General features: G+C 37.7%; 24 protein-coding genes and 3 riboswitches. Of the genes, 10 read left to right on the top strand and 14 right to left on the bottom strand.

Annotated features, from left to right (window positions below; translation table 11 throughout):
- Positions 1 to 3 precede the first annotated feature (3 nt).
- Together D8M05_RS00495 and D8M05_RS00490 are read right to left on the bottom strand one after the other, a co-directional pair.
- Positions 4 to 2,286: a ribonucleoside-diphosphate reductase subunit alpha gene (locus tag D8M05_RS00495; RefSeq protein ID WP_379543555.1), complete on the bottom strand. Its 2,283-nt coding sequence runs from the start codon at positions 2,284 to 2,286 to the stop codon at positions 4 to 6.
- Positions 2,287 to 2,299: 13 nt separating this feature from the next.
- Positions 2,300 to 2,782 (bottom strand): acyl-CoA thioesterase, encoded by a 483-nt coding sequence (locus D8M05_RS00490; protein ID WP_121127599.1) that lies wholly within the window; start codon positions 2,780 to 2,782, stop codon positions 2,300 to 2,302.
- Between the two features lie 194 nt (positions 2,783 to 2,976).
- Positions 2,977 to 3,164, bottom strand: a riboswitch (cobalamin riboswitch).
- Positions 3,165 to 3,320: 156 nt separating this feature from the next.
- On the opposite strand from D8M05_RS00490, the gene D8M05_RS00485 reads away from it, so the two are divergent.
- The gene (locus tag D8M05_RS00485) at positions 3,321 to 3,779 is read left to right on the top strand and encodes a DinB family protein (RefSeq protein WP_121127598.1); all 459 of its coding nucleotides are present in this window, start codon (positions 3,321 to 3,323) and stop codon (positions 3,777 to 3,779) included.
- 139 nt (positions 3,780 to 3,918) lie between these two features.
- On the opposite strand, the gene D8M05_RS00480 is transcribed toward D8M05_RS00485, so the two are convergent.
- A complete protein-coding gene (locus D8M05_RS00480) occupies positions 3,919 to 4,473 on the bottom strand; it encodes a TetR/AcrR family transcriptional regulator (protein ID WP_121128002.1) in 555 nt (184 codons plus the stop codon).
- 199 nt (positions 4,474 to 4,672) lie between these two features.
- Here D8M05_RS00480 and D8M05_RS00475 point away from each other — a divergent pair, with 199 nt between their 5' ends.
- Both D8M05_RS00475 and D8M05_RS00470 read left to right on the top strand, forming a co-directional pair.
- Entirely contained in the window at positions 4,673 to 6,721 is a 2,049-nt protein-coding gene (locus tag D8M05_RS00475) for an efflux RND transporter permease subunit (RefSeq protein ID WP_121127597.1), read from the top strand.
- Between the two features lie 2 nt (positions 6,722 to 6,723).
- Positions 6,724 to 8,547 (top strand): YhgE/Pip domain-containing protein, encoded by a 1,824-nt coding sequence (locus tag D8M05_RS00470; protein WP_121127596.1) that lies wholly within the window; start codon positions 6,724 to 6,726, stop codon positions 8,545 to 8,547.
- A gap of 76 nt (positions 8,548 to 8,623) precedes the next feature.
- On the opposite strand, the gene D8M05_RS00465 is transcribed toward D8M05_RS00470, so the two are convergent.
- Positions 8,624 to 8,824: a twin-arginine translocase TatA/TatE family subunit gene (locus D8M05_RS00465; RefSeq protein WP_245985092.1), complete on the bottom strand. Its 201-nt coding sequence runs from the start codon at positions 8,822 to 8,824 to the stop codon at positions 8,624 to 8,626.
- 270 nt (positions 8,825 to 9,094) lie between these two features.
- On the opposite strand from D8M05_RS00465, the gene D8M05_RS00460 reads away from it, so the two are divergent.
- The 4 genes from D8M05_RS00460 (at position 9,095) to D8M05_RS00445 (ending at position 13,752) form a co-directional block, all read left to right on the top strand.
- Positions 9,095 to 9,859: a gluconate 2-dehydrogenase subunit 3 family protein gene (locus tag D8M05_RS00460; protein WP_121127594.1), complete on the top strand. Its 765-nt coding sequence runs from the start codon at positions 9,095 to 9,097 to the stop codon at positions 9,857 to 9,859.
- Positions 9,860 to 9,895: 36 nt separating this feature from the next.
- Entirely contained in the window at positions 9,896 to 11,611 is a 1,716-nt protein-coding gene (locus tag D8M05_RS00455) for a GMC family oxidoreductase (protein ID WP_121127593.1), read from the top strand.
- A gap of 138 nt (positions 11,612 to 11,749) precedes the next feature.
- Entirely contained in the window at positions 11,750 to 12,046 is a 297-nt protein-coding gene (locus D8M05_RS00450; protein WP_147405150.1) for a hypothetical protein, read from the top strand.
- A 214-nt stretch (positions 12,047 to 12,260) separates the two neighbouring features.
- Positions 12,261 to 12,439, top strand: a riboswitch (Lysine riboswitch).
- A gap of 110 nt (positions 12,440 to 12,549) precedes the next feature.
- Positions 12,550 to 13,752: an aspartate kinase gene (locus D8M05_RS00445; protein ID WP_121127591.1), complete on the top strand. Its 1,203-nt coding sequence runs from the start codon at positions 12,550 to 12,552 to the stop codon at positions 13,750 to 13,752.
- Between the two features lie 43 nt (positions 13,753 to 13,795).
- Here the strand turns inward: D8M05_RS00445 and D8M05_RS00440 are convergent, their stop codons facing one another.
- From D8M05_RS00440 to D8M05_RS00395, 10 genes are all read right to left on the bottom strand, one after another.
- The gene (locus D8M05_RS00440) at positions 13,796 to 14,293 is read right to left on the bottom strand and encodes a hypothetical protein (protein WP_121127590.1); all 498 of its coding nucleotides are present in this window, start codon (positions 14,291 to 14,293) and stop codon (positions 13,796 to 13,798) included.
- A 184-nt stretch (positions 14,294 to 14,477) separates the two neighbouring features.
- The gene (locus D8M05_RS00435; protein ID WP_121127589.1) at positions 14,478 to 15,074 is read right to left on the bottom strand and encodes a class I SAM-dependent DNA methyltransferase; all 597 of its coding nucleotides are present in this window, start codon (positions 15,072 to 15,074) and stop codon (positions 14,478 to 14,480) included.
- A gap of 225 nt (positions 15,075 to 15,299) precedes the next feature.
- The gene (locus D8M05_RS00430) at positions 15,300 to 16,514 is read right to left on the bottom strand and encodes a dicarboxylate/amino acid:cation symporter (protein WP_121127588.1); all 1,215 of its coding nucleotides are present in this window, start codon (positions 16,512 to 16,514) and stop codon (positions 15,300 to 15,302) included.
- A 478-nt stretch (positions 16,515 to 16,992) separates the two neighbouring features.
- Positions 16,993 to 17,421, bottom strand: a complete 429-nt coding sequence (locus D8M05_RS00425; RefSeq protein ID WP_121127587.1) for a hypothetical protein — start codon at positions 17,419 to 17,421, stop codon at positions 16,993 to 16,995.
- A gap of 26 nt (positions 17,422 to 17,447) precedes the next feature.
- Entirely contained in the window at positions 17,448 to 18,452 is a 1,005-nt protein-coding gene (locus D8M05_RS00420; RefSeq protein ID WP_121127586.1) for an ABC transporter ATP-binding protein, read from the bottom strand.
- Positions 18,452 to 19,480: an ABC transporter ATP-binding protein gene (locus D8M05_RS00415; protein WP_121127585.1), complete on the bottom strand. Its 1,029-nt coding sequence runs from the start codon at positions 19,478 to 19,480 to the stop codon at positions 18,452 to 18,454. Before D8M05_RS00415 ends, D8M05_RS00420 begins: the two co-directional genes overlap by 1 nt.
- Before the next feature lie 29 nt (positions 19,481 to 19,509).
- On the bottom strand, positions 19,510 to 20,364 hold the full coding sequence (locus D8M05_RS00410; RefSeq protein WP_121127584.1) for an ABC transporter permease: 855 nt from the start codon (positions 20,362 to 20,364) through the stop codon (positions 19,510 to 19,512).
- Between the two features lie 32 nt (positions 20,365 to 20,396).
- Complete coding sequence (locus D8M05_RS00405; RefSeq protein WP_121127583.1) at positions 20,397 to 21,341, bottom strand: ABC transporter permease; 945 nt, start codon at positions 21,339 to 21,341, stop codon at positions 20,397 to 20,399.
- 96 nt (positions 21,342 to 21,437) lie between these two features.
- Positions 21,438 to 23,051: an ABC transporter substrate-binding protein gene (locus D8M05_RS00400; RefSeq protein WP_121127582.1), complete on the bottom strand. Its 1,614-nt coding sequence runs from the start codon at positions 23,049 to 23,051 to the stop codon at positions 21,438 to 21,440.
- 38 nt (positions 23,052 to 23,089) lie between these two features.
- Positions 23,090 to 24,277, bottom strand: a complete 1,188-nt coding sequence (locus D8M05_RS00395; RefSeq protein ID WP_379543500.1) for a M20 metallopeptidase family protein — start codon at positions 24,275 to 24,277, stop codon at positions 23,090 to 23,092.
- 116 nt (positions 24,278 to 24,393) lie between these two features.
- A riboswitch (SAM riboswitch) is annotated at positions 24,394 to 24,504 on the bottom strand.
- Positions 24,505 to 24,670: 166 nt separating this feature from the next.
- On the opposite strand from D8M05_RS00395, the gene D8M05_RS00390 reads away from it, so the two are divergent.
- Genes D8M05_RS00390 through D8M05_RS00380 form a run of 3 tightly spaced genes read left to right on the top strand, consistent with a single transcriptional unit; the run spans position 24,671 to position 26,666 of the window.
- Positions 24,671 to 25,426, top strand: coding sequence for an SDR family NAD(P)-dependent oxidoreductase (locus D8M05_RS00390; RefSeq protein WP_121127580.1), 756 nt, complete (start codon positions 24,671 to 24,673; stop codon positions 25,424 to 25,426).
- A 26-nt stretch (positions 25,427 to 25,452) separates the two neighbouring features.
- The gene (locus D8M05_RS00385) at positions 25,453 to 25,896 is read left to right on the top strand and encodes a MarR family winged helix-turn-helix transcriptional regulator (protein WP_121127579.1); all 444 of its coding nucleotides are present in this window, start codon (positions 25,453 to 25,455) and stop codon (positions 25,894 to 25,896) included.
- Positions 25,897 to 25,931: 35 nt separating this feature from the next.
- The gene (locus D8M05_RS00380; RefSeq protein ID WP_121127578.1) at positions 25,932 to 26,666 is read left to right on the top strand and encodes a glucose 1-dehydrogenase; all 735 of its coding nucleotides are present in this window, start codon (positions 25,932 to 25,934) and stop codon (positions 26,664 to 26,666) included.

Genomic DNA, 26,666 nt, shown 5'->3' with positions numbered 1-26,666 from the left:
CCTCTAACTATGGCATGCTTCACATGCATCAATTTCTGTCTGTGACGTGCTTCTAACATAATAAGTCGTCTTTAAACCTTCCTCCCATGCTTTCAGATGAAGATTGAGTAGCTCCTTAGCCTTAATATCATGGCGAACATACAAATTAAAACTAATCCCTTGATCAATGTGACGTTGGCGAGCTGCATTTTGTTTGATACTCCAATGTTGGTCAAGCTCATGCCGTACACGACGATAATAAGCATACGTATGGTGATTTAAATCCGGTGGTGTTACTTTAAATTTAAAATTTTTCTTTTCCTCTGCATACTCCACAGCATAGATAGGATCAATTCCATCTGTTGAGCCTCCGATTTTTGCCGTGGAAGAATTTGGAGCTACCGCCATCATCCAACCATTACGAACACCATAACGGGATACTTCCTTCTGCAGCGCTTGCCACCTTACCGAGCGATATCTTTTCCTTTTAAAATAGGCACCTGTCTCCCATTCAGATCCTTGGAATGCTGAATAAGCACCTTTTTCTTTTGCTAGTTTCATCGATGCTTGAATCGTGAAATAGGCAATATCCTCATAAAGCTTATCTGCGTATTCGACTGCCTCATTCGACTCCCAGTAAATCCCTTCTAAAGCCAATAGATGATGCCAGCCAAAGGTTCCGAGTCCTACTGCACGATATTTCCGATTCGTCACTGCAGCTTGTCGAACAGCAATCGTATTCAAATCAATCACATTATCAAGCATCCGCATTTGAATAGCGATTACCCTTTCAAGTACCCCATCCCGTACAGCATTCGCCAAATGGATGGAGGATAAATTACAAACAACAAAGTCACCTGGTTTTCGAATAATAACGATTTCTCCAGCTTCGTTCTCATACTCCCTTTCTATTGTTGTTGCTGACATATTTTGTGCTATTTCTGTACAGAGATTACTGCAAAAAATAGATGTTCGCCCGTTTCCACGGACATGCTTATTTGGGTTTTGACGGTTCACTTCATCTCGGTAAAACATATACGGTGTTCCTGTTTCAAGCTGCGAGACCATGACTCGTGCCATAATATCCATGGCCCGATACGTTTTACGGGGAAGCAATGGATGATTAACTGCCTCCATATACTTTTGCGTAAAGTACTTCTCATCCTCTTCATCATAAAAATCTTCTAGACCAAGCGCTTGACCATTCTCGTCTTTCCAACCCATGTATTGTTTCACTTGATGTGGGCAAAACGTATGCCATTCTCCAATACTCCGCCCACTTTCATCGACCTCTTGTAGTTTTTGCATAAATAAATCTGGTATGGACAGTCCCGTAAAGATGTCATGTGCTTTCCGTCGTTCATCCCCATTATTTGTTTTTAAATCTAGAAATCCACTCATCACATCTCGGTGAAAAATATCAAGATAAACCGCTACAGCACCTTGCCTCTGACCGAGTTGATCAACACTAACAGCTGTGTCATTAATAAGACGAATCCATGGTATGACACCTGAAGAGTTCCCTTTAAATTTTTTAATGTCAGATCCTAGTGCTCTTACTTTCCCGTAATAAATGCCAACCCCACCACCATCTTTACTTAAGCGCGCTGTATCCCAGTTATTTAGATAAATAGAATCAAGGGAATCATCGACCGTATCGATAAAACAAGAGGAAAGCTGACCAAAGCTCTTTCCAGCATTTGATAATGTTGGTGTTGCCACTGTCATGTATAAATTACTTAGTGCCCAATATGCTTCTTTAACAAGATTAAGACGGTTGTTCTTCTGTTCATTCCTCATTAAGGTCATCGCGATAATCATAAAACGCTCCTGTGGAAGCTCAAAAATATTTCCCTCATAATCCTTTGCAATATACCGGTCAGCAAGTAAAAATAGGCCAATATAATTAAAAAGCTCATCCCTTTCAGCTGCAATTTCCTCCGATAAATGATTAATTTCCTCCTTAGAGTAATGTTCTAGTAAACTAGTGGAATAGATACCATAATTTGTAAGTGTTTCAACAAGATGATAGAAATCTCCATATTTCTGTTCGGCATTGTACCCTCTATTTGATGCTGCTTTTTCATATAATTCATTTAGAAATAGCTTTGCAGATAAAAACGTCCAATCTGGTTGATCCATTGATATTTGATTCAACGTATAGAGTAACGCATGTTGTCTAGGGGAATGACTGGAATCACTCCGTTCTAGCATTTGCTGTTTTACAGACGTCGTATCGATTCCATATTTCTTTGAAGCGTCATCTAGCATTTTTATCATATCTTCCAATTCTTTGGTTACCTGCATTTGACTAGTCATATTATTTTCCTCCTATTGATTCTATTATTTTTAATCTTCTTTGCTTTCTTTCAAGTGATTGGCGAAACAATTTTTGTTCCTCTACTGTTTGTGGGATGACACCTGGGACACTTGTTGGTTTTCCATCTGCTCCCACTGCAACCATCGTCATCAATGAATTTGTGGTCACTTGTTTTTCTCCAGTGTTTAAATTCTCACATTCTACTTTGATGTATACTTCCATAGATGTTGTACCAGTAGAAACCACTACCGCTTCAAGGATTAAAATATCCCCAATCTTTGCTGATGATAAGAAATTGACCGTATCAATTGATGCTGTTACAACGGCCGTCTTACTATGTTTCATTGCAGAAATTGCTGCTATCTCATCAATGTAAGATAAAACCTTTCCCCCAAAGATCGTCCCAAGATGGTTCGTATCTGGAGGTAAAACTAGTTTGGTTTGAATCGTTCTTGAAACATTTGAAGATATTGCTTGACTCATAGAATTCCCTCATTTTCTTTTGAAATGAGGAATTAGGGAAATAATTGAAAATGAATGTAAAAAAACCATCACTCTAAGAAGAGGATGGTTTTCATAAAACGTTGATATGTAAAGAGACAGATTAAAAATTGTAATATACTCAAGGTCTGTCCATAAAAATACCCTCGTTCTATCCCCCCAACTCCCGAAGAAGATAACACGGCATAAGTATGGCAGGTCTCCTGACTCGTGCTTTAATCTCATGAAGCCCTTCCCATCTAAAAATTAGACAGTGGGTTTTCCTTCACTCGTCAGCACTTACAGTTGCGGGAACAGTTCTGGATTTACACCAGATTCCCTATTAAGTCGTAAAAATATTGACACCATATTTATCGGTAGTACTATATGTAGTTATACTAGATATACTAATACACAAGTTATAGTTAAGTCAATGATAAAAATAAAGAAGAAGGACAACTGTAGCATAGAATCACATTTCTTTCATTAATCGATACATTCAATTATACTAAAAGATGTAATTTGATAGGAGGAAACGAACATGTCACCATTGAAACAATTTAATCTAGCAAGAACTTCTTTGATTACATTTATACAGGATTTGGATAAAGATTCGTTGGATCATGTGTCCAAGTTCTTTGATAATACAATACGCTGGCATATTGGAAATTCATTATTAATGGATGAAAAGTTATTATTTGTCAGTCAGAAGAAGTCTCAAAAAATCCCTGAAGAATATGCGGAGCTATTTAGTTCTGATGTAAATGTTTCGGATTGGTCAATTGAAGCACCTAGTCTTGAGCAGTTAATAGAGGATTTAATAAATCAACAAAACCGAATTAACAGTTTTGATGAACTCTTTTGGAAATCAAATGTTAAATTTAAAGCACCCTATGGTCATATTGAAACACATGGAGATTTGTTAATCATGTTGTCTCATCGTGAAGCAGAGTTACTTGGTAAAATTAAAGCGATGAAACAGGTATTTGATGCTAAATAAAGTAGATACAGACGCTCAGAATTAGTTTTCTGAGCGCTTTTAATTTGTCTTTTTCGGATGTAGATACTGTTCTTATGATAGCGGCGCTTCTTCTTGAGATATCAGCGTTCTCTTTAGAATTCCCACCTTACCTAACGCATCACTTTATCGCAGAGAGCCCCTTATTCGTGAAGTTATTAATAATCTCAGCCATTTCCTTTGGAGCTTTGTCCATTCCATGGTCCAACCAACTTTTTATCACGTGAATACTTCCGCTAATGAGAAATGTACTCAAATACTCCGAAATATCTTCATTAATGTTGTTGACTGCCTTCCAATTTTTCATTAGGAATCGTTGCGCGACAATCATTACCCGTTTTTGAAAGGCCGCATCCCCATTTTCATTCAGAAGTGTTTGACATATATCATGCTTCGAAATGATGTATTCCAGTATTTTCTCAATCATTTGTAAAGATTCTTCTTCTTTATCGAAATTGTACTGACTAAGGTAGGAGTTCATGTCCTCGATGATTTCTTCTTCTATTTGATTAAGAAGATCAAACTGGTCCGAGAAATGCGAATAGAAAGTGGAACGATTAATGTCGGCCAGTTCACATATTTCTTTTACCGTAATTGTGGAGATTTGCTTTTCCTTTAATAATTTCATTAAGCTATCTTTTAAAACCATTCGTGTATATTTCTTGCGTCGATCCATTTTATTATCAGTCAATGTAATCCCCTCTCTGTCACGAAAGATTCACTTCCATACTTGTTATTAACACAACACATTTTATTAATTTGTTGTTAATTGTACGTTTATCAACGAACTGTTTGTTGTAAATCCAACACCGTGTCGATATAATAATATAGTGGAAATTAAGTTAAAGCAAGAGAGAGGATGGAAATGAAAAGGCATGGCATCAAAAATAATTAAACATAAAAAGTCCATTGTGATTGCTTTTATGATTATTACAATCATCAGCGTTTTTGCTCAGTTTACGGTATCTGTAAACTACAACATGGTAGATTACTTGCCTGATGATGCCCCTTCAACAAAAGCAATGGACGTGATGGAGCAAGAGTTTGAAGGCTCTGTTCCAAATACACAAGTGATGATCAATGATGTTTCGATACAGGAAGCACTCGTAATAAAAGAACAGCTTGCTGCCATCAATGGCGTATCTGATGTTACTTGGCTGGATGATGCCATTGATATTAAAACTCCGATTGAGATGGCTGATCAAGAAACGGTTGAATCCTACTATAAAGATAGTAAAGCATTATTCTCCTTCAGTATCCGAGAAGGGGATGAAGTTGAAATCACCAATGCCGTTTATGATCTAATTGGCGAGGAAAATGCAATGACCGGTGAGGCACTCGATAATGCAACTTCCCAACAGATGGCTGGTTCAGAATCGTTGTATGCTGCAGCACTATTAGTACCGATCATCATTTTAATTTTAGTTCTATCAACGAACTCCTGGGTGGAGCCTTTGTTTTTCCTAACAGCAATTGGTGTTTCAGTACTTATTAACTTAGGAACGAATTTCTTCTTAGGAGAAGTATCATTCGTTACCCAATCGGTTGCGCCAATACTGCAATTAGCCGTATCACTCGATTATGCTATTTTCCTTCTGCATAGTTTTCAAGATTATCGGAAGCAAACAACAGATCCATCGGAGGCAATGCAACTTGCAATGAAAAAATCGTTTCCAGCGATTGCAGCAAGCGCATCAACTACCTTCTTTGGTTTTATCGCTTTAACTTTCATGAATTTCGAGATTGGTTCCGATTTAGGTGTGAATCTTGTCAAAGGAATTCTACTAAGCTTTATTAGTGTTATGGTATTTTTACCAGCATTAACACTTATGTTCTATAAGTGGATTGATAAAACAGAGCACAAACAGTGGATACCTAGTTTCAGAAATGTTGGAAGCAAGATTTTAAAAATAAGAATACCTGTCTTATTACTCGTAGCCATTCTTATTGTTCCTGCATTTCTAGGGCAAGGCCAAACAAACTTCACGTATGGAGTTGGTGAACAACCCGAAGATACAAGGTCTGGTAGTGATGCAATTAAAATTGAAGAGGAATTTGGAAGTTACACACCGATGGTCTTGCTCGTACCAAAAGGAGATATCGCTAAGGAAATCGAACTCGTACACGATTTAGATAACACCGAAAATGTTTCAAGTGTTCTTTCCTACGTCAATACAGTCAGCGAGGCGATTCCTCCAGAATATCTAGATGAATCAATTACAGAGCAGTTTTACTCCGAAAATTATAGTCGTATCATTCTTCAAACAGATACAAAAACGGAGGGTGACGAAGCATTTGCTTTAGTCGAAACGGTAAAAGATACAACTGAAACATATTACGGAGATGCATTTTACGCACTTGGGGAAAGTGTGACATTGTATGATATTAAAAACACGGTCCAAAAAGATAACACACTTGTAAATCTATTAACGGTTATTACCATTGCGGTTGTTCTACTTGTAACATTTAAATCGATTTCTATTCCGTTGGTATTACTATTAACGATTCAGTCAGCAGTGTGGATCAATTTATCCATTCCATACTTTACAGATTCTTCTTTGGTTTATGTTGGTTACCTGATTATTAGTACCGTGCAGTTGGCAGCGACGGTTGATTATGCGATTCTCCTAATGGAAGACTATAAGGAAAATCGAAAGGTAATGCCCGTACTGGCAGCCCTTAAGAAATCCATCGATGGCAAGCTTTTCTCGATTACAATCTCAGCTTCGATTCTGGCAAGTACAGGGTTCATCTTATGGATTACTTCTTCTAACCCAGTTGTATCCTCAATCGGGCTATTGTTAGGAAGAGGAGCATCACTTGCCTTTATCATGGTAATTCTTTTCTTACCTGCCATGCTATTGGTATTTGATAAGTTAATTAGTAGAACAACATGGAAAGCAAACTTTTACAAGGAGAAATGATAATGAGTAGAATTAAAAAGACACTTTTTATTTTTATGGCTATTGTTCTTGTACTTCCGTCATTTCTTGTAACTGCGGAGTCCAATGAAAAAGAATCGGAAGAAGAAACAACTGAACAAGTAGGCGTTGTTTCTTCCAAGGATGAAGTAGTGTACGCGACACTTAGTCCATCTGGTGAAGAACAAGAATTATATGTCGTAAACAATTTTGAAGTGGAAAAAGCTGGAGAAATTGTTGATTATGGAACGTATTCCAATCTGAAAAACTTAACAGACTTATCCGAAATTAAACAAGCTGAGAATACAGTGAAATTCACTGCACCAGAAGGAAAATTTTACTATCAAGGAAATATAGACAATGAGCCCCTACCATGGGATATAAATATCTCTTATACCCTTGATGGGGAAAATATTACACCGAGTGAACTTGCAGGAAAAGATGGACATCTAGAATTAAATATTAAAACATTAGCTAATGAGCAAGTAGATGGTGTATTTTATGAAAACTATATGTTACAAATTTCGCTTACCCTTGATCCAAGCCTTTATCATAATATTGAAGCACCAGACGGAATAATTGCTAATGCAGGCAAAAATAAACAGATCACCTTTACGGTTATGCCTGAAAAGGATGGCGACTTAAGCCTCGAAGCAGACGTGGAAGCATTCGAGCTTAATGGAATTGATATTACAGCAATCCCGTCTTCTATGGCTATTGATGCACCTGATATGAATGATATGACTGGTGACATGGACACCTTAAATGATGCCATCAAAGAGATAAATGATGGTGTTGGAGAATTGAAATCAGGCGTTTCTGATTTGAACGATGGTGTCGTGAGCCTACAAGATGGTTCGAAACAATACAAAGATGGGATAGCTGGTATCAGCAACACCTCCTCTGGTCTTGTTGATGCATCGAAATCTATTGACAGTGCGCTCGTAACGATGAAAGATTCGATCGGGGGAAACTCAAGTGAAATGGACTTAGGCGAATTAACAGCTTTGCCTGAAGGGCTAACGCAAATTGCAAAGGCTCTAAAGGAAACAGCAACAGGTCTAGTTACCCTTAAGGATAATTTCGCTACTGCTTATGGTACGTTTGATTCTGCAATCCAGGCAATTCCTGCTAACGATATTACGCAGGAAGAAATCGATACCTTAAGAGAAAGTAACCCCGATAATGCCGCACTCGAAAAATTAATTAATACGTATGATGCCACTTCTGCTGTCAAAGAAGCTTATACTGGTATAAAGGAAGGCTTCAATGCAGTAGGACCAACATTAGATACAATTAGTGGAACAATCTCAGAAATTGCAGGAGGATTGGAAACAACGGCAACAGAGCTTTCTAGTGCATTAGAAGACATGGATGTTACCGAATCTATTGGTAAGTTACAGGATGGATTAGCAACACTTTCTTCTAGCTACAAGGAATTTCATACTGGATTAGTTAGCTATACCGGAGGCGTTAGCGAGTTATCAACTTCTTATAATGAATTACATGCTGGAATTGTGGAGTTAACAGGGGGTACAACTGAGCTGGAGGATGGTGTTGCCGAACTTCATGATGGCACAGGAAAACTCTATGAATCTACGAATGACTTACCTGATCAAATGCAAGACGAAGTAGATCAAATGATTGCGGAATATGATAAATCAGATTTCGATTCTAAATCATTTGTTTCATCTGACAACAACGAAAAAATAAACACCGTACAATTTGTTTTGAAAACAGAAAGCATTCAAATTGAAGAACCCGAAACTACCGAAGAACCTGTGAAAGAAGAAAAAGGATTCTGGGATAAACTTTGGGATTTATTTTAATTAAGGTCTAATAAAATTGATAACAGTTCCACCACTTAAGTTTTAATGGGGGAACTGTTATTTTTTTGTTATTATTTTATCCCTTCTTCTTCCCCTCCTCCTGTTCATCAAATGTAAATTCATCTGTAACATCATCTACGATCCCTTTTGTTGAAGTTTTAAATTCTTTTAGCGTTTGGCCAACTGCCCGACCCAACTGCGGAAGCTTAGCTGGTCCGAAAATGACTAATGCAATGATTAAAATTAATACTAATCCTGGAATACCAATCGTTGCCACCTTGTTTTCCCTCCTTTTGTACATTTTTTATAAATTTCTCAGTATCAATGTTAATAGAATTACCAGACTTTCGTTTTATTACTCATAAATGCTATTATTTTGACCTGAAATTATCCCCACTAAAATCAATAATAAAACTTCAGTGTAGGACGTTTATTTAAAAAAATTTAGGCTAAACTGTTGAAAAAAATGGTAAACCAATTTTTATTTCGCTTGTATGGAATAACAAGGTACACATCCTTTTCTAATGATTAATTAGGAGGTTTTCTTATGCCAGATAATGAAAAAGGAAATGGAACAGATAAGACAAGTACAAGACGTGCCTTTTTAAAAAGTTCAGGTTTAACCATCGGCGGCCTAGTTGTTGGTGGGACAATTGGAACCTTCCTTGGTAGAGGTGAACCAGAAACGGGGGTAAAAACAGAGCAAGCAGAACCAACCCCAGTCCAAAATCCAAATGAAGCATTGATGTTCTTTTATCCTGATGAATATCAAAAAACAATGGCTGCCGCTGAACGTATCTTTCCAGCAGATGATTTAGGTCCTGGTGCGAAAGAATTGAATGTAGCAATTTATATTGACCATCAACTTGCTAGTCAATGGGGTGTAAATGCACGAGATTATCGATTAGGACCATGGTATAATCCCGAACCTACACAGGGAAGTCAAATTAAACTACTTCGAAAGGATTTATTCCGATTAGGGTTAAAAGAACTAGATAATTATAGTAACAAAAATTATCAAAAAGATTTTGTTGCGCTCGAAGCAAGTGAGCAAGACGAGATACTAGTTGCCTTCGAACAGGGTGAAGCCGGTTCATTATCAGGTGTATCTTCTTCTGAGTTTTTCAAATTGCTCAGGACGTTAACAATGGAAGGCGTATATGCAGACCCAATGTATGGTGGAAATAATCAAATGAATGGATGGGCAATGCGTAAATATCCTGGTACACGTATGAATTATGTTAAAGAAATAGAAAGTACAGAGTTTATCGAACTGGAGCCACAAAGCCTAAGGAATCATATGGGACATTGATAAAGTTGCTGTATAAAATAACAAGGAGTGGAAAACATGACAACGAAACTACCTAAAGTACCAGTTGTTGTTGTTGGAATGGGATGGGCTGGAAGTATTATTTCCGCCGAGTTAACAAAAGCTGGTATTAAAGTTGTTGGCCTTGAACGCGGAAAAGAAAGAAAAATGAGTGACTATTTAATGGTGCATGATGAGCTCCGTTTCCAGCACAGGGAAGAATTAATGCAAGACCTATCGAAGGAAACCATTACACACCGGAATAATAAAAAAATACGTGCCCTCCCAATGCGACATTATGGTACATTCATTGTTGGTGATGGACTTGGTGGAGCAGGTAGTCATTGGAACGGACAAACCTATCGTTTCCTTCCATATGATTTTGAAATTAAAACATTAACGGAAAAGAGATATGGTGCAGGAAAAATAAAACCTGAAATTCCCCTTCAAGATTGGGGCATTACTTATGATGAAATCGAACCGTATTACGATACCTTTGAAAAAATGGCAGGGATTTCTGGTGAAACAGTAGAGCTTTATGGTGAACGGTCAAATCCTTATCCTACAGGACCCATGCTAAAAACACCAGTATTAGAGGAATTTGAAAAGGCTACCAAAAAGTTAGGGTACAAGCCTTATATCATGCCTTCAGCCAACCTTTCAGAAAATTATACAAACCCAGATGGCATATCACGTGCAGCTTGTCAATACTGTGCGTATTGTGAAAACTTTGGCTGTGAATACGGTGCTAAAGCAGACCCAGTTGTGACTGTCATTCCAGTTGCAAAGGAAACGGGTAACCTTGACCTTCGCACACACGCAAATGTTACGCGTATTGTAAACGACGGTACAAAGGCAACAGGTGTTATTTATGTAAATACTTTTACTGGCGAAGAATTTGAACAGCCAGCTGAGGTCGTTGTCGTGACAAGCTATGTCTTTAATAATGCTAGACTTTTACTTAACTCAAACCTTGGAAAACCTTACAATCCAGATACAGGAGAAGGTGTTATCGGTAAAAATTACTGTTACCAAGTAAGTTCTGGTTACTCTACACTTTACTATGATGATAAAGAATGGAACCTTTATGCTGGTGCGGGCGCACTAGGGATTGAAATCCCAGAATACACTGGCGATAATTTTGACCATTCAGATTTAAATTTTCTACATGGGGCAGGAATTCGTACAACACAATATGGAAATCGCCCAATCGCAACAAATCATGCTCCAGTTGGAACACCTTCATGGGGGGCTGAATTTAAAAAACAATCCATTAAATATGCAAATAGTGTTTTACAAGTGAAGTCACAAGGGGCGAGTTTACCACATCGTAATAATTATCTTGACCTTGACCCTACCTACAAAGATGCATACGGAATGCCTTTGTTACGAATGACCTATGATTATACAGAACAAGATAAACAACTGGTAAAATACATATCCAAAGTGACACGTAAAATCGCTGAAGAAATGGGTCCAGACCATATTGATACCGTTGGTGAACAAGCAGCCTTTAATGTAAATGTCGATACAAATACACACAATACTGGTGGAGTAATTATGGGAGCTGATCCTGAAACGTCAGCAGTTAATAGCTACCTTCAAATGTGGGATGCTGATAATGTCTTTGTTATCGGTGCTTCTGCCTTTCCACATAATAGCTGCTTCAACCCAACAGCAACACTCAGCGCCCTTGCCTATCGAGCGTCAGAAGGCATTGAAAGATATCTTAAAGGAGGCGGTTCCCTCGTGTAATCAAACTGTCGAACCGCACTGTGCAATATTACCTGCTTCCTAAATGGAAACAGGTTTTTACTTTTTCCCGACTAAAATTGTATTTCTTGTAAATAGTAAGGTGTAACACCAATTATAAGAAATGAGTGATGGCTAATTATGAGAAGTAAGTGGAAAATCATTATGATAACATCTATTCTTTCTGTTGTTTTTTTGACAGGATGTAATACGGACGAATCAGAAAACATCATTAATGAAAATAATGATGAGAATGAGCCAGATAATGTTGATTATCGTCCAGTAAAATATGATGATGAAACAAACACAAATGAAATTAATGAAGATTATATGGAAGACAAGAAACCTGGCGCACATAATGAGAATCCTGGGGAAACAGACATGGAGCTTGAAAAAGGCAGCGATCGAGAATTCGATAAAAATCGTGGGGCAGAATAATTGGGTCGGTTCTCCCGCTTTCATCATTCTAGATTTAAAAAGTTATATTACAAGTTAATGGCAGCTCACCACTAATTAGTGATAAGCTGCTTTTTTGTTTTTCATCCTTCCAATTAAATTGATACTGGCTAACAGAACAAATAAAAGATTTTAGTTTACAATTCTATGAAACTTTCGTATAATCTAAGACGTCGTATTCGACAACAATTGAATAAGTAATGGATGAGGAGCAAAAATCATCAGTACCTTGTTACATAAAGCTGCAAATTGTAATAAGTGAAAGGGAGATTTGCCGAAATGGTTTTCCGTTTGCAGACGGAATGCTGTTGGATTGCATATGAATAATATGCCGTCTGTCATTATTCTTAGTAATAATGGAGTGCTTCCACTTGTATAGATAACAGTCATAAAACAAGTCGGGATTCCCTCGGCTTGTTTTTTCTTTGTACCAATCGACAAACTTCGACAAGTGACAGGCACCGGAAGGAAAGTGGGTATTTTTTATGAAGAGAACTGTATTAAAATTCGGAGGATCTAGTGTTGCAAGCATTGACAAAATCAAAGATATCGCAAACTACTTGAGTAGACGAGTAAAAGATGGTGAACAGCTCATTGTTGTTGTTAGTGCGATGGGTAAAACAACAGATGAGCTGTTGGCACACGTTCATTCGATTACTGATTCACCGAATGAGCAGGATTTGGCTATGCTTTTAACAACTGGCGAACAACAGACCATATCCTACCTATCTATTAGCATGAATGATAGGGACATCAAAGCAAAGCCACTTACAGGCTTTCAAGCTGGGATTGAGACGGTTGGCCATCACTTAAAAAGTAAAATTTCCAAGGTTAATACAAAGTTATTTGATCATCTCTTTCTTACATATGACATCATAATTGTAGCAGGCTTTCAAGGATTCAATGATGAGAATGAAATCACCACACTTGGTCGTGGTGGATCTGATACGACAGCTGTTGCACTTGCAGCAGCACTACAATGTCCCTGTGAAATCTATACCGATGTTACGGGAGTATATAGTATCGACCCTAGAATTTATCCAGAGGCAAAACGACTCAAGGTAGTTTCATATGAGGAAATGATGGAAATGAGCGCACTCGGTGCTGGAGTTCTAACATCTAGAAGCATTGAAATTGCCAAAAACTATAATATCCCAATTTATCTGGGAAAAACACTATCACAAGAGAAAGGAACTTGGATAATGCCAACAATTGAAATGCTTGAAAAAAAAGCGGTGACAGGGGTCGCAGTGGATAAGGATATGATTCACATTACACTCAATCACCCAGCATATTATCCACAATTACTAGATGATATATTTATCAATTTGGAACAGGAAGAAATCAATGTAGACATGATCTCTCAGATAGCCAACAACGAAGGACTTCAATTATCATTCACGATGAAGGATACGGAAGAACACCAAATCCAACAAATATTTAAACGTTTAAGACAGGATTATCCTGAACTATACTTTAAAATTGAAGACCAATTTACGAAGGTCTCCGTAATTGGTTCTGGTATGCGTGATATGACAGGGGTCGCCTCAAAAGTATTTCGAACGCTTATTGAAGCAAATATTCCCTTCTACCAAGTTACCACATCAGAAATAAGTATTTCCTATGTAGTTGATGCGAAATATGGAGAAAGAGCGGCAAGACTTTTGTGCGAACGCTTTGAATTATAAACATGGGAGCGGTTCTTCCGCTTCCATTTTGTAACAGCCAGAATTATACTTCTGTAGGTAAGAAAGTATTACGAGAACCGTCCTTCATCTTCCTCTCAGCCAAATACTGCACGCTGTATAATAAATATGCTTTATAATGTAAGTAGAGGAAGAATTGGATATTACTTAACTTATTCAGACCTATTATTTTTACTTTTTTAAGAAGGTTAATAAACATAAAAGCAAAAGCTCCATCAAAGAGCACATTAAGCCATATAAACTTTTTGAAGTTTCCATAGGATAGTTTAAGTAGCCACATGGAGAGGGGCATATATGGACCAATACTAAATGGGAGCTCATTTGTTACGAATGATTTTCGCTTATCGTAAAAAAACCACCAGTTACGCTTTTGTCCAATCTTATGATTAATTAATTCAAATGCTACAATTACTATCCCAGCTAGGGAAAAGCGTTTAAAACTTTGCTTTCCAATAAATAACAACGATAACCACGGGATTAATAGGATGACAACATTAAATATAAAATGTCTTTTGGATACCATAGCAAGTTCACCTTTTCTTCTTTTGTTTCTCTAATAAGGTATCCAACTACACCATACGTATTCCTTAGAAGTGGTTAGAATCATCATCTTCTATATCAAAAGCAATAAACTAGAGCAATGATATTTCACAATCTCGAAGGTCAATCCCCTATTTATCCAAAAATCAAGAAAAAAGAGCTAAAAGTTACTTTATACTACTAGATATAAACATTGAGGCATCTTGATTCATAAAAATACGATTCCCATGATAGAATGTTCTCATTTCAGTTAATTTAAATCCCACCTCGGATAATATACTCTTCAGTTCTTCATGCAAAAAACCGTTATGAACTTTCGGATGATTTATTTTGTCGTTTTTATCAAAATCAATAATAATTAGCTTGCCACCACTATTTATAATGGTGAACAATTCTTGTAAAATTTTTTTAGTATCCGGAATATGAAGAAGGACTAGTGACATTAATACGATGTCAGCCTTCATTTCAGGAGATTCTTGAGTAAAGTCTGAAAAAAGTACTTTTGTATTGGTAACTCCTATGTGAGAAATTTTAGCTTTAGCAACTTCCAACATTTGCTCTGACGAATCAACCAATAAAATAGAATCTACTAAATCTGATAGCTCTAGACCAATTAAACCAGTACCACTCCCATAGTCTATTAAAGATTTTGATTTACTATTTCGTAATTCTGGTCTTACTTCGTTTACAATAACTTTGGCTAATTCCATTCTTTCTTCTGTATCATATCTTTTTGCCAACTGTTCAAATACGTTATTTTCCATTTGCCACTCCCCTATTTTTTATAAATTAAAGTAGATAATTGTCATTATAGCAAAAATAAACCTTAAGTTACTATTACCCAACCACCCTTCTAATATTACTGATATGACAAAAAACACGCTATTTCCAAATGCAAAATAACGTGTAAATTAATATGCTATTTTTTTGTTAGTATCACTGAATTAAAACTATGCGTTTCCAAGTAAACGCGGCTTTATTTTATTGCTTCAAGCACTCCTGCGTTTTTCATTTTCAGAAATTATATAGGCACAGGCTGCATCACCAGTAATATTCATGGCTGTTCGAAGCATATCTAATAATCTGTCAATACCAATGATTAGCGCAATACCTTCTACAGGCAAGCCTACTTGTGTCAGAACCATTGCCAGCATAATCAATCCAACACCCGGTACACCAGCAGTACCGATGCTTGCCAATGTGGCTGTTACTATAATCAATATAATATCCGTGAATTCAAGAGGAATTGCATACACCTGAGATATGAATACCGCTGCCGTTGCTTGCATTATTGCGGTTCCGTCCATATTTATGGTAGCGCCTAGCGGCTGAACAAAACTACTAATATTTTTATTGACTCCAAGGTTCTCCTGTGCTGCTTTCATGGAGAGTGGAAGTGTAGCACTCGAACTAGCCGTACTAAATGCAACAGACATTGCTGGGAAAAATCCTTTGTAGAATTGCCAAGGATTTGCTTTTCCAAGCATCCAAATTGCAAGACTGTACGTAACCCCTGCATGAACAAATAACCCCAAAATTACTGTTCCCATATATGCTCCCATCGATCCGATTGCATCCAATCCTGCGCCACCAATTGCAGATGCAATCAATGCAAATGCACCATATGGGGCTGTTTTCATCACAAGATTAACAAGAAACATAAGGACATCATTTGCTTGTTCAAAGAGATTATAGATCCCTTTCGTTTTTTCACCTAAAAAGGCAAGGGCAATTCCGATAAAAATGGCAAATGCTATAATCTGAAGCATATCCCCTGCAGACATGGCGGATAATGGGTTTGTTGGAATGATATTAATAATTGTTTCCATGACGGGAGGAGCTTCACTTGCCTCATAATCAGCCATGCTTACATCAAATACGCCTTCCGTTCCAGGTTTTATCATAAATGCTAAAGCAAGACTGATACATAGCGCAACCGCTGTTGTCACAAGGAAGAAAGATATCGTCTGCACTCCAATTTTGCCAAGCTTTGCTGGCTCACCCAGACCAGCTGTTCCAAGTACAATTGACACAAATACAATCGGTACAACAAGCATCATAATCAGATGAATGAATATCTGTCCAACTGGATTTAATACAAACGTATCGATAGTAGAAAATAAACTTTCTGGTATAAATGTTAATATAATACCCACAATCACACCAAGAACAAGGGCGATTAATATCTTTTTAGTTAAGCTCATTTAACTGACCCCTCTCTTTGTGAAAAATATTGTGACACTGTAATGCTTATCAGTTCTCTTTTCTGGAAATCCTTGTTTCTCTCAGTATATAGACTGTTCACTAGTAAAATTTAAAACACCCCCTTACCGATTGATTTGTTGGACTCCATACCCTGCTTTCCACCACAATTTGAAAACGATTACATAATAATCCGAAGAAAAAACATTCTAACTTTGAAAGGCTTATAAAATATTTTTTATAATACTATTACTAAAACAAGACAAATAGAACTTAATTCTTTAATAAGGTACTTCTTATGTATTTTAAGAGCCTTTATTAAGTTTCTTTGCGTGTTGATCATCCAGTTTCTGAGAATCCCTTAACAATGAATCATGTTTTCTGTTCAATCTATAACTCCATATACCCTTGTACATATGTAGATAAAAATTTTAAGTTCCTTTTCCATAAAAAAGAAGCATGAGAACCGTTCCCATGCTTTTACACTAACTCTATATTCACTATAGTCCTGTTCGCAGTTACTGTTTCTTCAATCATCCAATTTCTAGATAACATTTGTTTAAGCGTTGCTAATTGCTGTTCATTTAAAGTTAATTGGTGAATTCCTGTTTCAGTCAACTGATAATCCTTTTCTTTCTCTTTTCCAAAACGGAACTTCAATAGATTTTTTAGTCCATTAAACGTTACAAATTTTATGTTATACCCATCCGAGATAATTGATCTGAAAGCAACTGCATCTTGTTTGGCAAGTTCTAATAGTGCCGTATAATCAAATTTCTCATTAAACTCTTGCCAAGCTTTAACATCACCTGTTTCAACTTGTGCAAGTATTTCTTGATTAGAAACACCATTCGTACGAAGGGTTTCAATTAAATATGCATCCATTAATGAGATTTTATTTACTTCCATTGATATTCTCATCCTCCATTTCATTTTTAGTGATTAACAATAGAAGACTTCTTCTCTACATTCATTGGGTAAAAACAAGAGACTAAATGTCCTGCATCCCCCTTTGCCTCAAGTGATGGAATGTCTTGTTTGCACGCCTCTGTAGCAAATGGGCATCTCGTGTGAAAAACACAGCCCGTTGGTGGGTTAGCAGGTGATGGTAGTTCCCCTTTTAAAACGATTCGTTGCCGCTCTTTTTCTTTTAAAGGATCTGTTAATGGAATGGCGGAAAGCAGGGCATTTGTATAAGGATGGCACGCATGCTTATAAAAGGACTCACTATCCGACATTTCCATCACTTTTCCTAAATACATAACAGCAACTTTGTCTGCAATATGCTTTATTACCGATAAATCATGGGCAATGAACACATACGTTAAATCAAGTTCTTTTTGTAAGTCTTCCAATAAATTAATAACTTGTGCTTGAACGGATACATCTAGCGCACTAACTGGCTCATCACAAATAATCAACTTTGGATTTAGTGCAAGTGCACGGGCTATTCCAATTCGCTGACGCTGACCACCAGAAAACTGATGTGGTAGTTTATTATAATCAGCGGCTTTTAGACCAACAAGATCCATCAATTCCTTCACACGCTGTTCCAGGTTTTCTGTCATCCGATATGCTTTTAGTGGGGCAGCAATAATATCCCCAGCCTTCATACGTGGATTCAGACTTGAAAATGGATCTTGATAAACCATTTGAATATCTCTTCTTAACCCGTGCATTTGCTTCTTGTTAAGGTCAAGGATACTTTTCCCCTCAAACAAAATATCTCCAGATGTGGGCTCGAGCAGACCTACTATCGTCCTTGCCAGTGTGCTCTTTCCACAACCCGACTCCCCAACAATTCCAAGTGTTTCTCCTTTATTCACTGTTAAGCTAACACCGTTTACAGCCTTCACATGATTTTTCGTTTTTTGAAAAACACCCTCTTTAATGGGGAAATGCATGTTGACATCGCGTATTTCCAGTAAGGCTTCAGACATTATTGTGGCACTCCTTTCTTATCAGCAAACTCCATTCTTTTTTTCTCCGAATCAAATTCCTGCCCAGATAAGATGCATGCTGCAAAATGTCCGTCCCCTCTTACTGTTAGCTCTGGATCAACTTCCAAGCATTGTTCAGTAGAAAACGGACAACGCGGATGAAAATTACAGCCTTTCGGTGGCGAGACTAAGTTCGGTGGCTGTCCCTCAATATTGATTAGTCGTTCATGTGCTTCAGCATCAAGACGTGGCAAGGAACGTAATAAGGACCATGTGTATGGCATGGATGGCCGATAAAATATATCCTCAACAGACCCTTCCTCAACAATCCGCCCAGAATACATAACGAGCACCTTGTCTGCCATCTGGGAGACTACTCCTAAATCATGGGTAATCATAATAATAGCCGTGCCATATTTCTTCTGAATATCCCGCATTAATTCTAATATTTGTGCTTGAATCGTCACATCTAGAGCGGTCGTTGGTTCATCAGCAATGAGTAATTTCGGGTTACATGCTAAGGCAATCGCAATGAGCACACGCTGCCTCATTCCACCAGAAAATTGATGCGGATAATCATTCATTCTTCTCTCTGGATCAGGAATACCAACATCTGTTAGTAATTCAACTGCACGAGCCCTCGCATCCTGACGGGACATCTTTTGATGGGTTAATACTGCTTCAACCAACTGATCGCCAATTTTAAAAACAGGATTTAAACTGGACATCGGATCTTGGAAAATCATCGCAATCTCATTTCCGCGTATTTTACGGAGTTCACGTTCTGAGAGGTTGAGTAGATTTTTCCCTTCAAATATAATTTCACCTTCTGGATAAAAGGTAGGTGGTACAGGATTTAGTTGCATAATGGAATGAGCCAAAACACTCTTCCCACTACCAGATTCTCCAACAATCCCAACTGTTTGACCAGCTTCTACTGTAAAAGATACACCGTCTACTGCCTTGACAACCCCTTCATTCGTGTCAATTTGTGTTTTTAACTGTTTTACTTCCAGCACGGCTTGCATCCTCCTTTTTATTCAGGTTAAAAAGCACTTCATGCTGCGTATTTCTGTTTTGTACCTCTTCGTCTCTTTGTTTTCTTTGTACTTTTAGCATGCGGGTCGAAGGCGTCACGTAACCCGTCACCAAGCATATTCAATGCAAGTACCGTTAACACAATGGCAATCCCAGGGAAAATAGAGAACCAAGGTGCAATCGAAATATAGATTTGTGCTTCCTGCAGCATGTTTCCCCATGTTGGTGTCGAAGGTTCTACACCAACACCTAAAAAGCTTAGTGCTGCTTCTGCCAAAATCGCCTTTGCAAAAATAAATGTTCCTTGCACGATAATAGGAGATAGCACATTTGGTAACAAATAACGGGTCAAAATCACTGGATCACTGATTCCAGATGTCTTCGCCGCTTCAATGTACTGAACCGAATTGATTTGTAACACAGCCGAACGAACAATTCGTGTCATTACTGGCCAAAATGAGAACGATAAGGCAATAATAATATTTGTAACGCTACCTCCGAGCGCAGCAACTAAGGCTAACGCCAAAAGTAAAGACGGAAATGCGAGCATCCCATCAATAATGCGCATGATGATAAAATCTGCTTTTTTATAATATCCTGCGATTAAGCCAGTAATTGTCCCGAGTATAGTAGCAATTAGAGCAACCGTCACACCGACAATTAATGAAACACGTGCAGCAACAATCGTTTGAGCGAAAATATCACGACCGAAATGGTCTGTTCCAAACCAATGCTCTCCCGATGGTGAAAATAATCTCTCGGTTGAATTAATTTCTAATGCATTCGCTGGTAGCCACCAGGAAGCAGTTATTGTCATTAGTGTAATAAGAAGCAATATACCTGCAGCTAAAAGATTTCGTTTTTTCTTTAACATTTGGAACCCCCCTTTTCATATTTTTAATCCACTCAGTCATACCGAATCCGTGGGTCCAGGAATGCATATAAAAGGTCAACCAATAAATTGATGACGACATAAATGGCAGCAATAAACAAAACAACTCCCTGTATGACGGGATAATCTCTACGATGAATCGAATCAATTAATAGTTGCCCAATTCCAGGGATTGTAAAAATCGTTTCAATAATAACCGTCCCCCCAAGCAAACCAGCAACCGTTACACCGATAACCGTTGTCGTTGGGATTAATGCGTTGGAGAATACATGTTTCATTAAAACAATGCTTTCTTTTACACCCTTCGCTCTGGCAGTCTTCGTATAATCTTGATTAACCGCCTCAAGCATCCCATCTCGTAGCATACGAGCTATTAGTCCAATTTCCACAGCTGCTAATACAAAAGCAGGTAAGATTAAGTGATAAAACCATGTAAAAAAACCTTCTGCAATTGGAACATAGCCAGCAACAGGGAAAATAGGAATTGCTACACCTAATCCAAGTACAAGTAACATGGCAAACCAAAATTCAGGTATCGATGCCCCTACAAGAGAAGCCGAAGTAAACAAAGGATCGAGCACCGTATTTCGACGCCATACAACAAAAATTGCAGTTGGAATAGCAATGAGTAATGTTAAAGCCATTGACATCATCATAAGACTGAATGTTGGCCCAACACGTTCCATAATAACCTGTGTAACTGGTTCTGAGGAATAAATCGATTGTCCAAGGTCTCCAGTAAAAATATTTTTAATCCAATCAAAGAATTGCATCACCATTGGTTTATCTAACCCTAACTGTGCTTCCAGCTGCTCAATTGCTTCGGGTGAACTATCTTCCCCAAGAATGAGATATGCAGGGTTACCAGGAGTCAGATGGACAATTAAAAATACGATTACACTAACAATTAACATAACAGGTATGATTGATACCAATCTGCGTACCGTATACTGTAGCAACGTTTTCCCTCCTTTAATTCATTCAATGTATTTAGTGATAAAGGGAAGCCACGTCAATACAAACGCCTGACACGACTTCCCGCATGTATTTATTATTTATTCGCTCTTCCACGTATTCCAAAATCGTTGACCAACCCAATTATCGTATTCTGGAATTTTGTCACTCTTAATATCTAATTTTGTTTCATTAGCAATTTTTAAGAAAGGAAGTTCGTCATTTACTGTTTGGTTCATCTCTGCTAATATTTCTTGTCGTTCTTCAGCAGATTCCGCTACACCCCATGAATCTAGCAGGCTTCCCCAACGTTCACTGTTATACCAACCACTACTTTGCGTATCCATGATGAGCATACCTAGTTCACTAGGTGAGAAACGAGTGGACCATCCGACTACGACGATATCCCAATTTGCAGGATCTGCCCATTTCTCAAGGTACGTTGCCCATTCATAAGGAACTAATTCAACCGTGAATCCAACTTCTTCCATTTGCTGTTTCATCACTTGTGAAATTCGTTTATATGTTTCCGAATCATTAGAGAACATAATCTCAATTGGCTCCCCATTATAATCGGATGCTTCAAGAAGTTCTTTAGCCTTTTCTTTATCATAAGCTAAATAGTCATCTGTTCCTTGATCACTGTAAAGTTCTGTTTGTTCTGGATCAAATAACGCACCATCTAACTGATAAAAATCAGAATTACCATATGTCGCCTCAGCAATCACTTCTTTATCTAATGCATAATTCAAAGCCTTTCGTACATTCAAATCATCAAATGGCGCTTCAGATTTATCGGGTGTTGCAACAGAGTATCCATTAATATATGTTACTGGATCAATACTTGGGTCACTTTCTACAACTTCATACAAATCTTGTGGAATTGATTGCGCATAATCATAAATTCCTGTTTTCAGACCATTAATCATCACTTGTGGATCCTTCACAATCAAGAACTTAATTTCATCAAAGTATGCGACTTTCTTGCCTGTTAATCCGCCCCAGCCTTCTTCCTCACGTGCAGAATAGTCTTCAAAGCGTGTTAGAACAATTTCATTTCCCCGCTCCCAATTTTCAAACTGGTATGGTCCTGTACCAATTAACTGTTCAGCTACAAGTGGCGTTTCCCCAGCTTCTTCGGCAATTTCTTTTGGAATGATAATTAATGCCGATTTTGGTGCAGTTAAATCGGACATAAAGGCGTTATATACTTGATTTAACGTAATTTCAATTGTACGCTCATCTATTTCTTTTACTGATTCAATATATTCATTAGCCACTGTTCCAACCGAAGAAACTGTTCTCCAGCGATCAATCGAAGCAATAACATCTTCTGCTGTAACCGTTGTTCCATCATGGAAATTCACACCTTCACGAAGCGTGATGGTATAAACTTTTTGATCATCACTTACAGTATAATCTTCTGCAATCATTGGTTTAGCTTGATAATCTTTATCTAATGCAAATAAGGTTTCAAAAATATGCCAGCCAACGTCACGTGTTGCTGTTGCACCTGTAGACATCCAATCAATCGTATCTGGGTCAGATGAAAAGGCAACATTCAGTGTTCCACCTTGTACAGGTTCCAAAGCTTGTTGTTCACTTCCATCCTCTCCATTTCCTTCACTTTCTGTAGCACTTTGATTACCACAACCAATTAAGAATAAGGTTAGTAGTAGCGCAAATAATAGTTGATGTATTTTTTTATTCTGCATGACAAATCCTCCATCATTTCTCGTAATCTAGCATTCTTTTAAAATAAATAATGTGACACAATTTTAACGAATGACTTGCTAATATTGACTAGTGCTCTTTCATCAAAATCAAATCTTGGGTGGTGATGCGGGTAGTGCGTATTTTCATTATCATTCTGTGATCCTACTTTAAAATATGTTCCTGGTTTTTCCTGTAAAAAATATGAAAAATCTTCTGCCCCCATCGTTGGCTCGAGTTCGACAACATCTTGTTTGGAAAATACATCTGAAAGGACTTCCCTCACTGTGTCCGTCTCTGCTTTATGGTTATACAGAGCAGGATACCCCCGCAGATAATCAATCTCATAATTTGCATGAAACGCACTTGTGATTCCTCTTACAATAGAATTCATTTCATTTTCCACTTGATCACGAACATCTCCATCAAACGTTCTTACAGTTCCTTCAATTTTTGCCGTATCAGGAATAATATTAAAAGCACTACCTGCCTGGAAAACACCAATTGTAACGACAGCTGATTTTAGTGGGTCAACACTACGGCTTACTATTTTTTGAAGTGAGTCAACAACACTGCTCCCAATTACTAAAGAATCTATGGATTGATGTGGTCTAGCACCATGCCCACCATGACCTTTAATTGTAATTTCAAATTTATCAACTGCGGCCATTTGATATCCTTCACCAACAGCTACTTTTCCAAGTGGAATCTCTGAAGCGAGATGTGCTCCAAATACATAATCCACTCCATCAAGAATGCCTTCTTCAATCATAAATTTTGCCCCACCTGGTGGCTTCTCCTCAGCAGGCTGGAATACAAACAGGACGGTTCCTTTTATTTTCTCACGGTATTTACTAAGTGTACGTGCTGTACCAAGCAATGCAGAGGTATGGCCATCATGTCCACAAGCGTGCATAACACCTGGTTTCGTAGATTTATAAGGAACGTCTTTTTCGTCCTCAATCGGAAGAGCGTCGAAATCAGCTCTTAAGGCGATTGTTTTCCCTTTTTCAGCTCCCTTTAAAATACCAATTAAACCATTACCACCAATTTGCGTCTTTACTTCTAGCCCAAAACTTACTAGTTTCTCTTCAATATATTTCGCTGTATGTACTTCTTCAAAAGAAAGCTCTGGATGCTTGTGCATATATCTTCTCCAGTCCTTCATATCTTCAAAACTATCATCTAATTCAGCAAACACCGCCGATAAAAGTTCATTATTACTCATATTCATCCCTCCATTTTTGATTCTCTCAAAGACTCATGTGGTTATCACATTTCTTTCATAAAAAAAGACCACCCAGATGAAAGAGGTCGCCACAAAGTTATATCCTTTAGCAAAACCCCTTATCATTCAGACATCATATTGTCTGCTGGATTTGGCACCTTTTGAATATACATTCAAGGGTTGCCGAGGCATCATTGGGCCAGTCCCTTAACCTCTCTTTATAAGAGTTTTATATTAATTGTTGTCTTCCATTTTAATACCATTATTCCTAGTTGTCAACTATGTTTAGTGAACTTATTTATCAAAAAATGCATGCCACTATATAAAAATATAGTTTAGTGTTAAACTAAATAAGTTAGTTTAACACTAAACTTTATTATGGAGATGATAGTAGTGGGTAAATTACAAGAAAAAGTAGTTATTATTACTGGTGGCGCTGGTGGAATTGGTAGTGGTATGGCAAAAGCAATGGTGAAGGAAGGCGCAATTGTTACCATTGTTGACTTTAATGAAGAAACGGGTAAAGCAATGGAAATAGAACTTCAAACTATTTCCCCTAAATCAATGTTTCTCAAAGCTAATTTAATGGACCATGAAAACCTTGGACAAATTATAACAACAGTGGTTGAAAAATACGGAAAACTTGATGTACTAGTAAATAATGCACATGCATCCAAACAAGTAACAATCGAAGAAACAACACAGCAAGATTTAGACTTATCTTTTGGCACTGGATTTTATCCAACATTCTACTTAATGAAAGCTGCACTTCCTTATTTAAAAGAATCAAAAGGAAATATTATCAATTTTGCATCTGGTGCAGGTTTAAATGGTCATGAGACTCAGGCTGCATATGCTGCTGCAAAGGAAGCCATTCGCGGAATTTCACGAGTAGCTGCAAATGAATGGGGAAGATTCGGTATTAATGTAAACTTAATTAGCCCAATCGCTAATTCACCTGGTGTGGAGGCATGGGCAAAAGCACAACCTGAGTATTATGAGGCCGTGAAGAACAAAATACCATTGGGACGTTTTGGTGATGTTGAAAAGGATATCGGCAGTGTTGCAGTATTCCTTGCTTCAGAGGATTCACAATATATTACAGGCCAAACGATTATGGTTGACGGTGGTTCCATTATGCTCCGTTAATAATCTTGCATTTTGGAGAGGATTTTTTGAAACAAACCAATATTTTTAAACTCATTCATGCGATTGAAAAAATGAATAACGAAAATATTATACGATTCACAAAGGCATTTAGATACCCACTTGGGATTTCACCGATACTTGTATTAGCTGAATTAAGGTTGCAAGGACCTAGGAAACAGGTGGAATTGGCTGAAATATTAGGCTATACAAAGGGTTCTATGACAAATATTGCCACAAAACTTGTTAATCTAGAACTAGCTGAGCGTTTATATGACGAAAGCGATCGTCGGATAGTCCGATTAAAAATTACATTTAAAGGTCTGGAAGCATTGGAAGAAGCAAAAGCCATCGGGAAAGAATTGTTTATGGAACATTTTGAAGTCCTGAGTGAGGAAGAAATCAAACAATATTTAACTATTCAAGAAAAATTAATAACGGGGATTCGAGATAAGAAATCGCATGAACCCTAATTTTATACGATATTAATCAACTAGGAGGAAATTACATGAGTAGATTAAATGGAAAAGTTGCAATTATTACAGGTGGGGCACGTGGAATGGGAGCTTCTCACGCTCGTTTATTCATTAAAGAAGGCGCTAAAGTGATGATTGCAGATATTCTTGAACAAGAGGGACAAGCATTAGCTGAGGAACTTGGGGAAAATGCGCAATTCACAAAGCTTGACGTAACAAAAGGAGCAAATTGGGAAGAAGTTGTTGCTGCAACAGAAAAGGCATTTGGACCAGTTAATGTATTAGTCAACAATGCTGGAATTAGTATGAATAAATCCATCGAAGAGACCACAGAAGAGGAATATAGAAGAATCATTGACATTAATCAGGTATCTGTATTTCTTGGCATGAAGGCAGTTATCCCATCCATGAAAAAAGGACAAGTGGGTTCAATTGTAAACATCTCATCCATTAATGGTCTTGTTGGAGGTGCGATCGGCTACACTGATTCAAAATTTGCTGTTAGAGGAATGTCAAAAGCAGCTGCCCTTGGATTAGCTCATTATGGCATCCGTGTAAATTCTGTTCACCCAGGAGTAATTGAAACCCCTATGATTGTACAAGAAGACTCAAAAGATGCAATTGAGGCATTCGCAAAACATATACCAAATAGAAGAGTTGCAAAACCTGAAGAAGTTTCAAACCTTGTTTTATACCTTGCATCAGATGATTCAAGCTATAGCACTGGTTCTGAGTTTGTCGTTGATGGTGGATTGACTGCACAGTAA

Source organism: Oceanobacillus bengalensis, assembly GCF_003628445.1.
Taxonomy (GTDB): domain Bacteria; phylum Bacillota; class Bacilli; order Bacillales; family Amphibacillaceae; genus Oceanobacillus; species Oceanobacillus bengalensis.
Note: the sequence above shows the minus strand (reverse complement) of the source record. Positions and strands in the feature narration are given on the sequence as shown.

What these genes read in the sequence shown, in the direction of transcription:
- D8M05_RS00430 (WP_121127588.1), bottom strand. Translation starts at nt 16,514, where the DNA reads ATGAGCTTAACTAAAAAGATATTAATCGCCCTTGTTCTTGGTGTGATT.
- D8M05_RS00450 (WP_147405150.1), top strand. Translation starts at nt 11,750, where the DNA reads ATGAGAAGTAAGTGGAAAATCATTATGATAACATCTATTCTTTCTGTT.
- D8M05_RS00445 (WP_121127591.1), top strand. Translation starts at nt 12,550, where the DNA reads ATGAAGAGAACTGTATTAAAATTCGGAGGATCTAGTGTTGCAAGCATT.
- D8M05_RS00460 (WP_121127594.1), top strand. Translation starts at nt 9,095, where the DNA reads ATGCCAGATAATGAAAAAGGAAATGGAACAGATAAGACAAGTACAAGA.
- D8M05_RS00490 (WP_121127599.1), bottom strand. Translation starts at nt 2,782, where the DNA reads ATGAGTCAAGCAATATCTTCAAATGTTTCAAGAACGATTCAAACCAAA.
- D8M05_RS00495 (WP_379543555.1), bottom strand. Translation starts at nt 2,286, where the DNA reads ATGCAGGTAACCAAAGAATTGGAAGATATGATAAAAATGCTAGATGAC.
- D8M05_RS00475 (WP_121127597.1), top strand. Translation starts at nt 4,673, where the DNA reads ATGGCATCAAAAATAATTAAACATAAAAAGTCCATTGTGATTGCTTTT.
- D8M05_RS00415 (WP_121127585.1), bottom strand. Translation starts at nt 19,480, where the DNA reads ATGCAAGCCGTGCTGGAAGTAAAACAGTTAAAAACACAAATTGACACG.
- D8M05_RS00420 (WP_121127586.1), bottom strand. Translation starts at nt 18,452, where the DNA reads ATGTCTGAAGCCTTACTGGAAATACGCGATGTCAACATGCATTTCCCC.
- D8M05_RS00410 (WP_121127584.1), bottom strand. Translation starts at nt 20,364, where the DNA reads ATGTTAAAGAAAAAACGAAATCTTTTAGCTGCAGGTATATTGCTTCTT.
- D8M05_RS00440 (WP_121127590.1), bottom strand. Translation starts at nt 14,293, where the DNA reads ATGGTATCCAAAAGACATTTTATATTTAATGTTGTCATCCTATTAATC.
- D8M05_RS00425 (WP_121127587.1), bottom strand. Translation starts at nt 17,421, where the DNA reads ATGGAAGTAAATAAAATCTCATTAATGGATGCATATTTAATTGAAACC.
- D8M05_RS00455 (WP_121127593.1), top strand. Translation starts at nt 9,896, where the DNA reads ATGACAACGAAACTACCTAAAGTACCAGTTGTTGTTGTTGGAATGGGA.
- D8M05_RS00480 (WP_121128002.1), bottom strand. Translation starts at nt 4,473, where the DNA reads ATGGATCGACGCAAGAAATATACACGAATGGTTTTAAAAGATAGCTTA.
- D8M05_RS00435 (WP_121127589.1), bottom strand. Translation starts at nt 15,074, where the DNA reads ATGGAAAATAACGTATTTGAACAGTTGGCAAAAAGATATGATACAGAA.
- D8M05_RS00400 (WP_121127582.1), bottom strand. Translation starts at nt 23,051, where the DNA reads ATGCAGAATAAAAAAATACATCAACTATTATTTGCGCTACTACTAACC.
- D8M05_RS00395 (WP_379543500.1), bottom strand. Translation starts at nt 24,277, where the DNA reads ATGAGTAATAATGAACTTTTATCGGCGGTGTTTGCTGAATTAGATGAT.
- D8M05_RS00485 (WP_121127598.1), top strand. Translation starts at nt 3,321, where the DNA reads ATGTCACCATTGAAACAATTTAATCTAGCAAGAACTTCTTTGATTACA.
- D8M05_RS00380 (WP_121127578.1), top strand. Translation starts at nt 25,932, where the DNA reads ATGAGTAGATTAAATGGAAAAGTTGCAATTATTACAGGTGGGGCACGT.
- D8M05_RS00470 (WP_121127596.1), top strand. Translation starts at nt 6,724, where the DNA reads ATGAGTAGAATTAAAAAGACACTTTTTATTTTTATGGCTATTGTTCTT.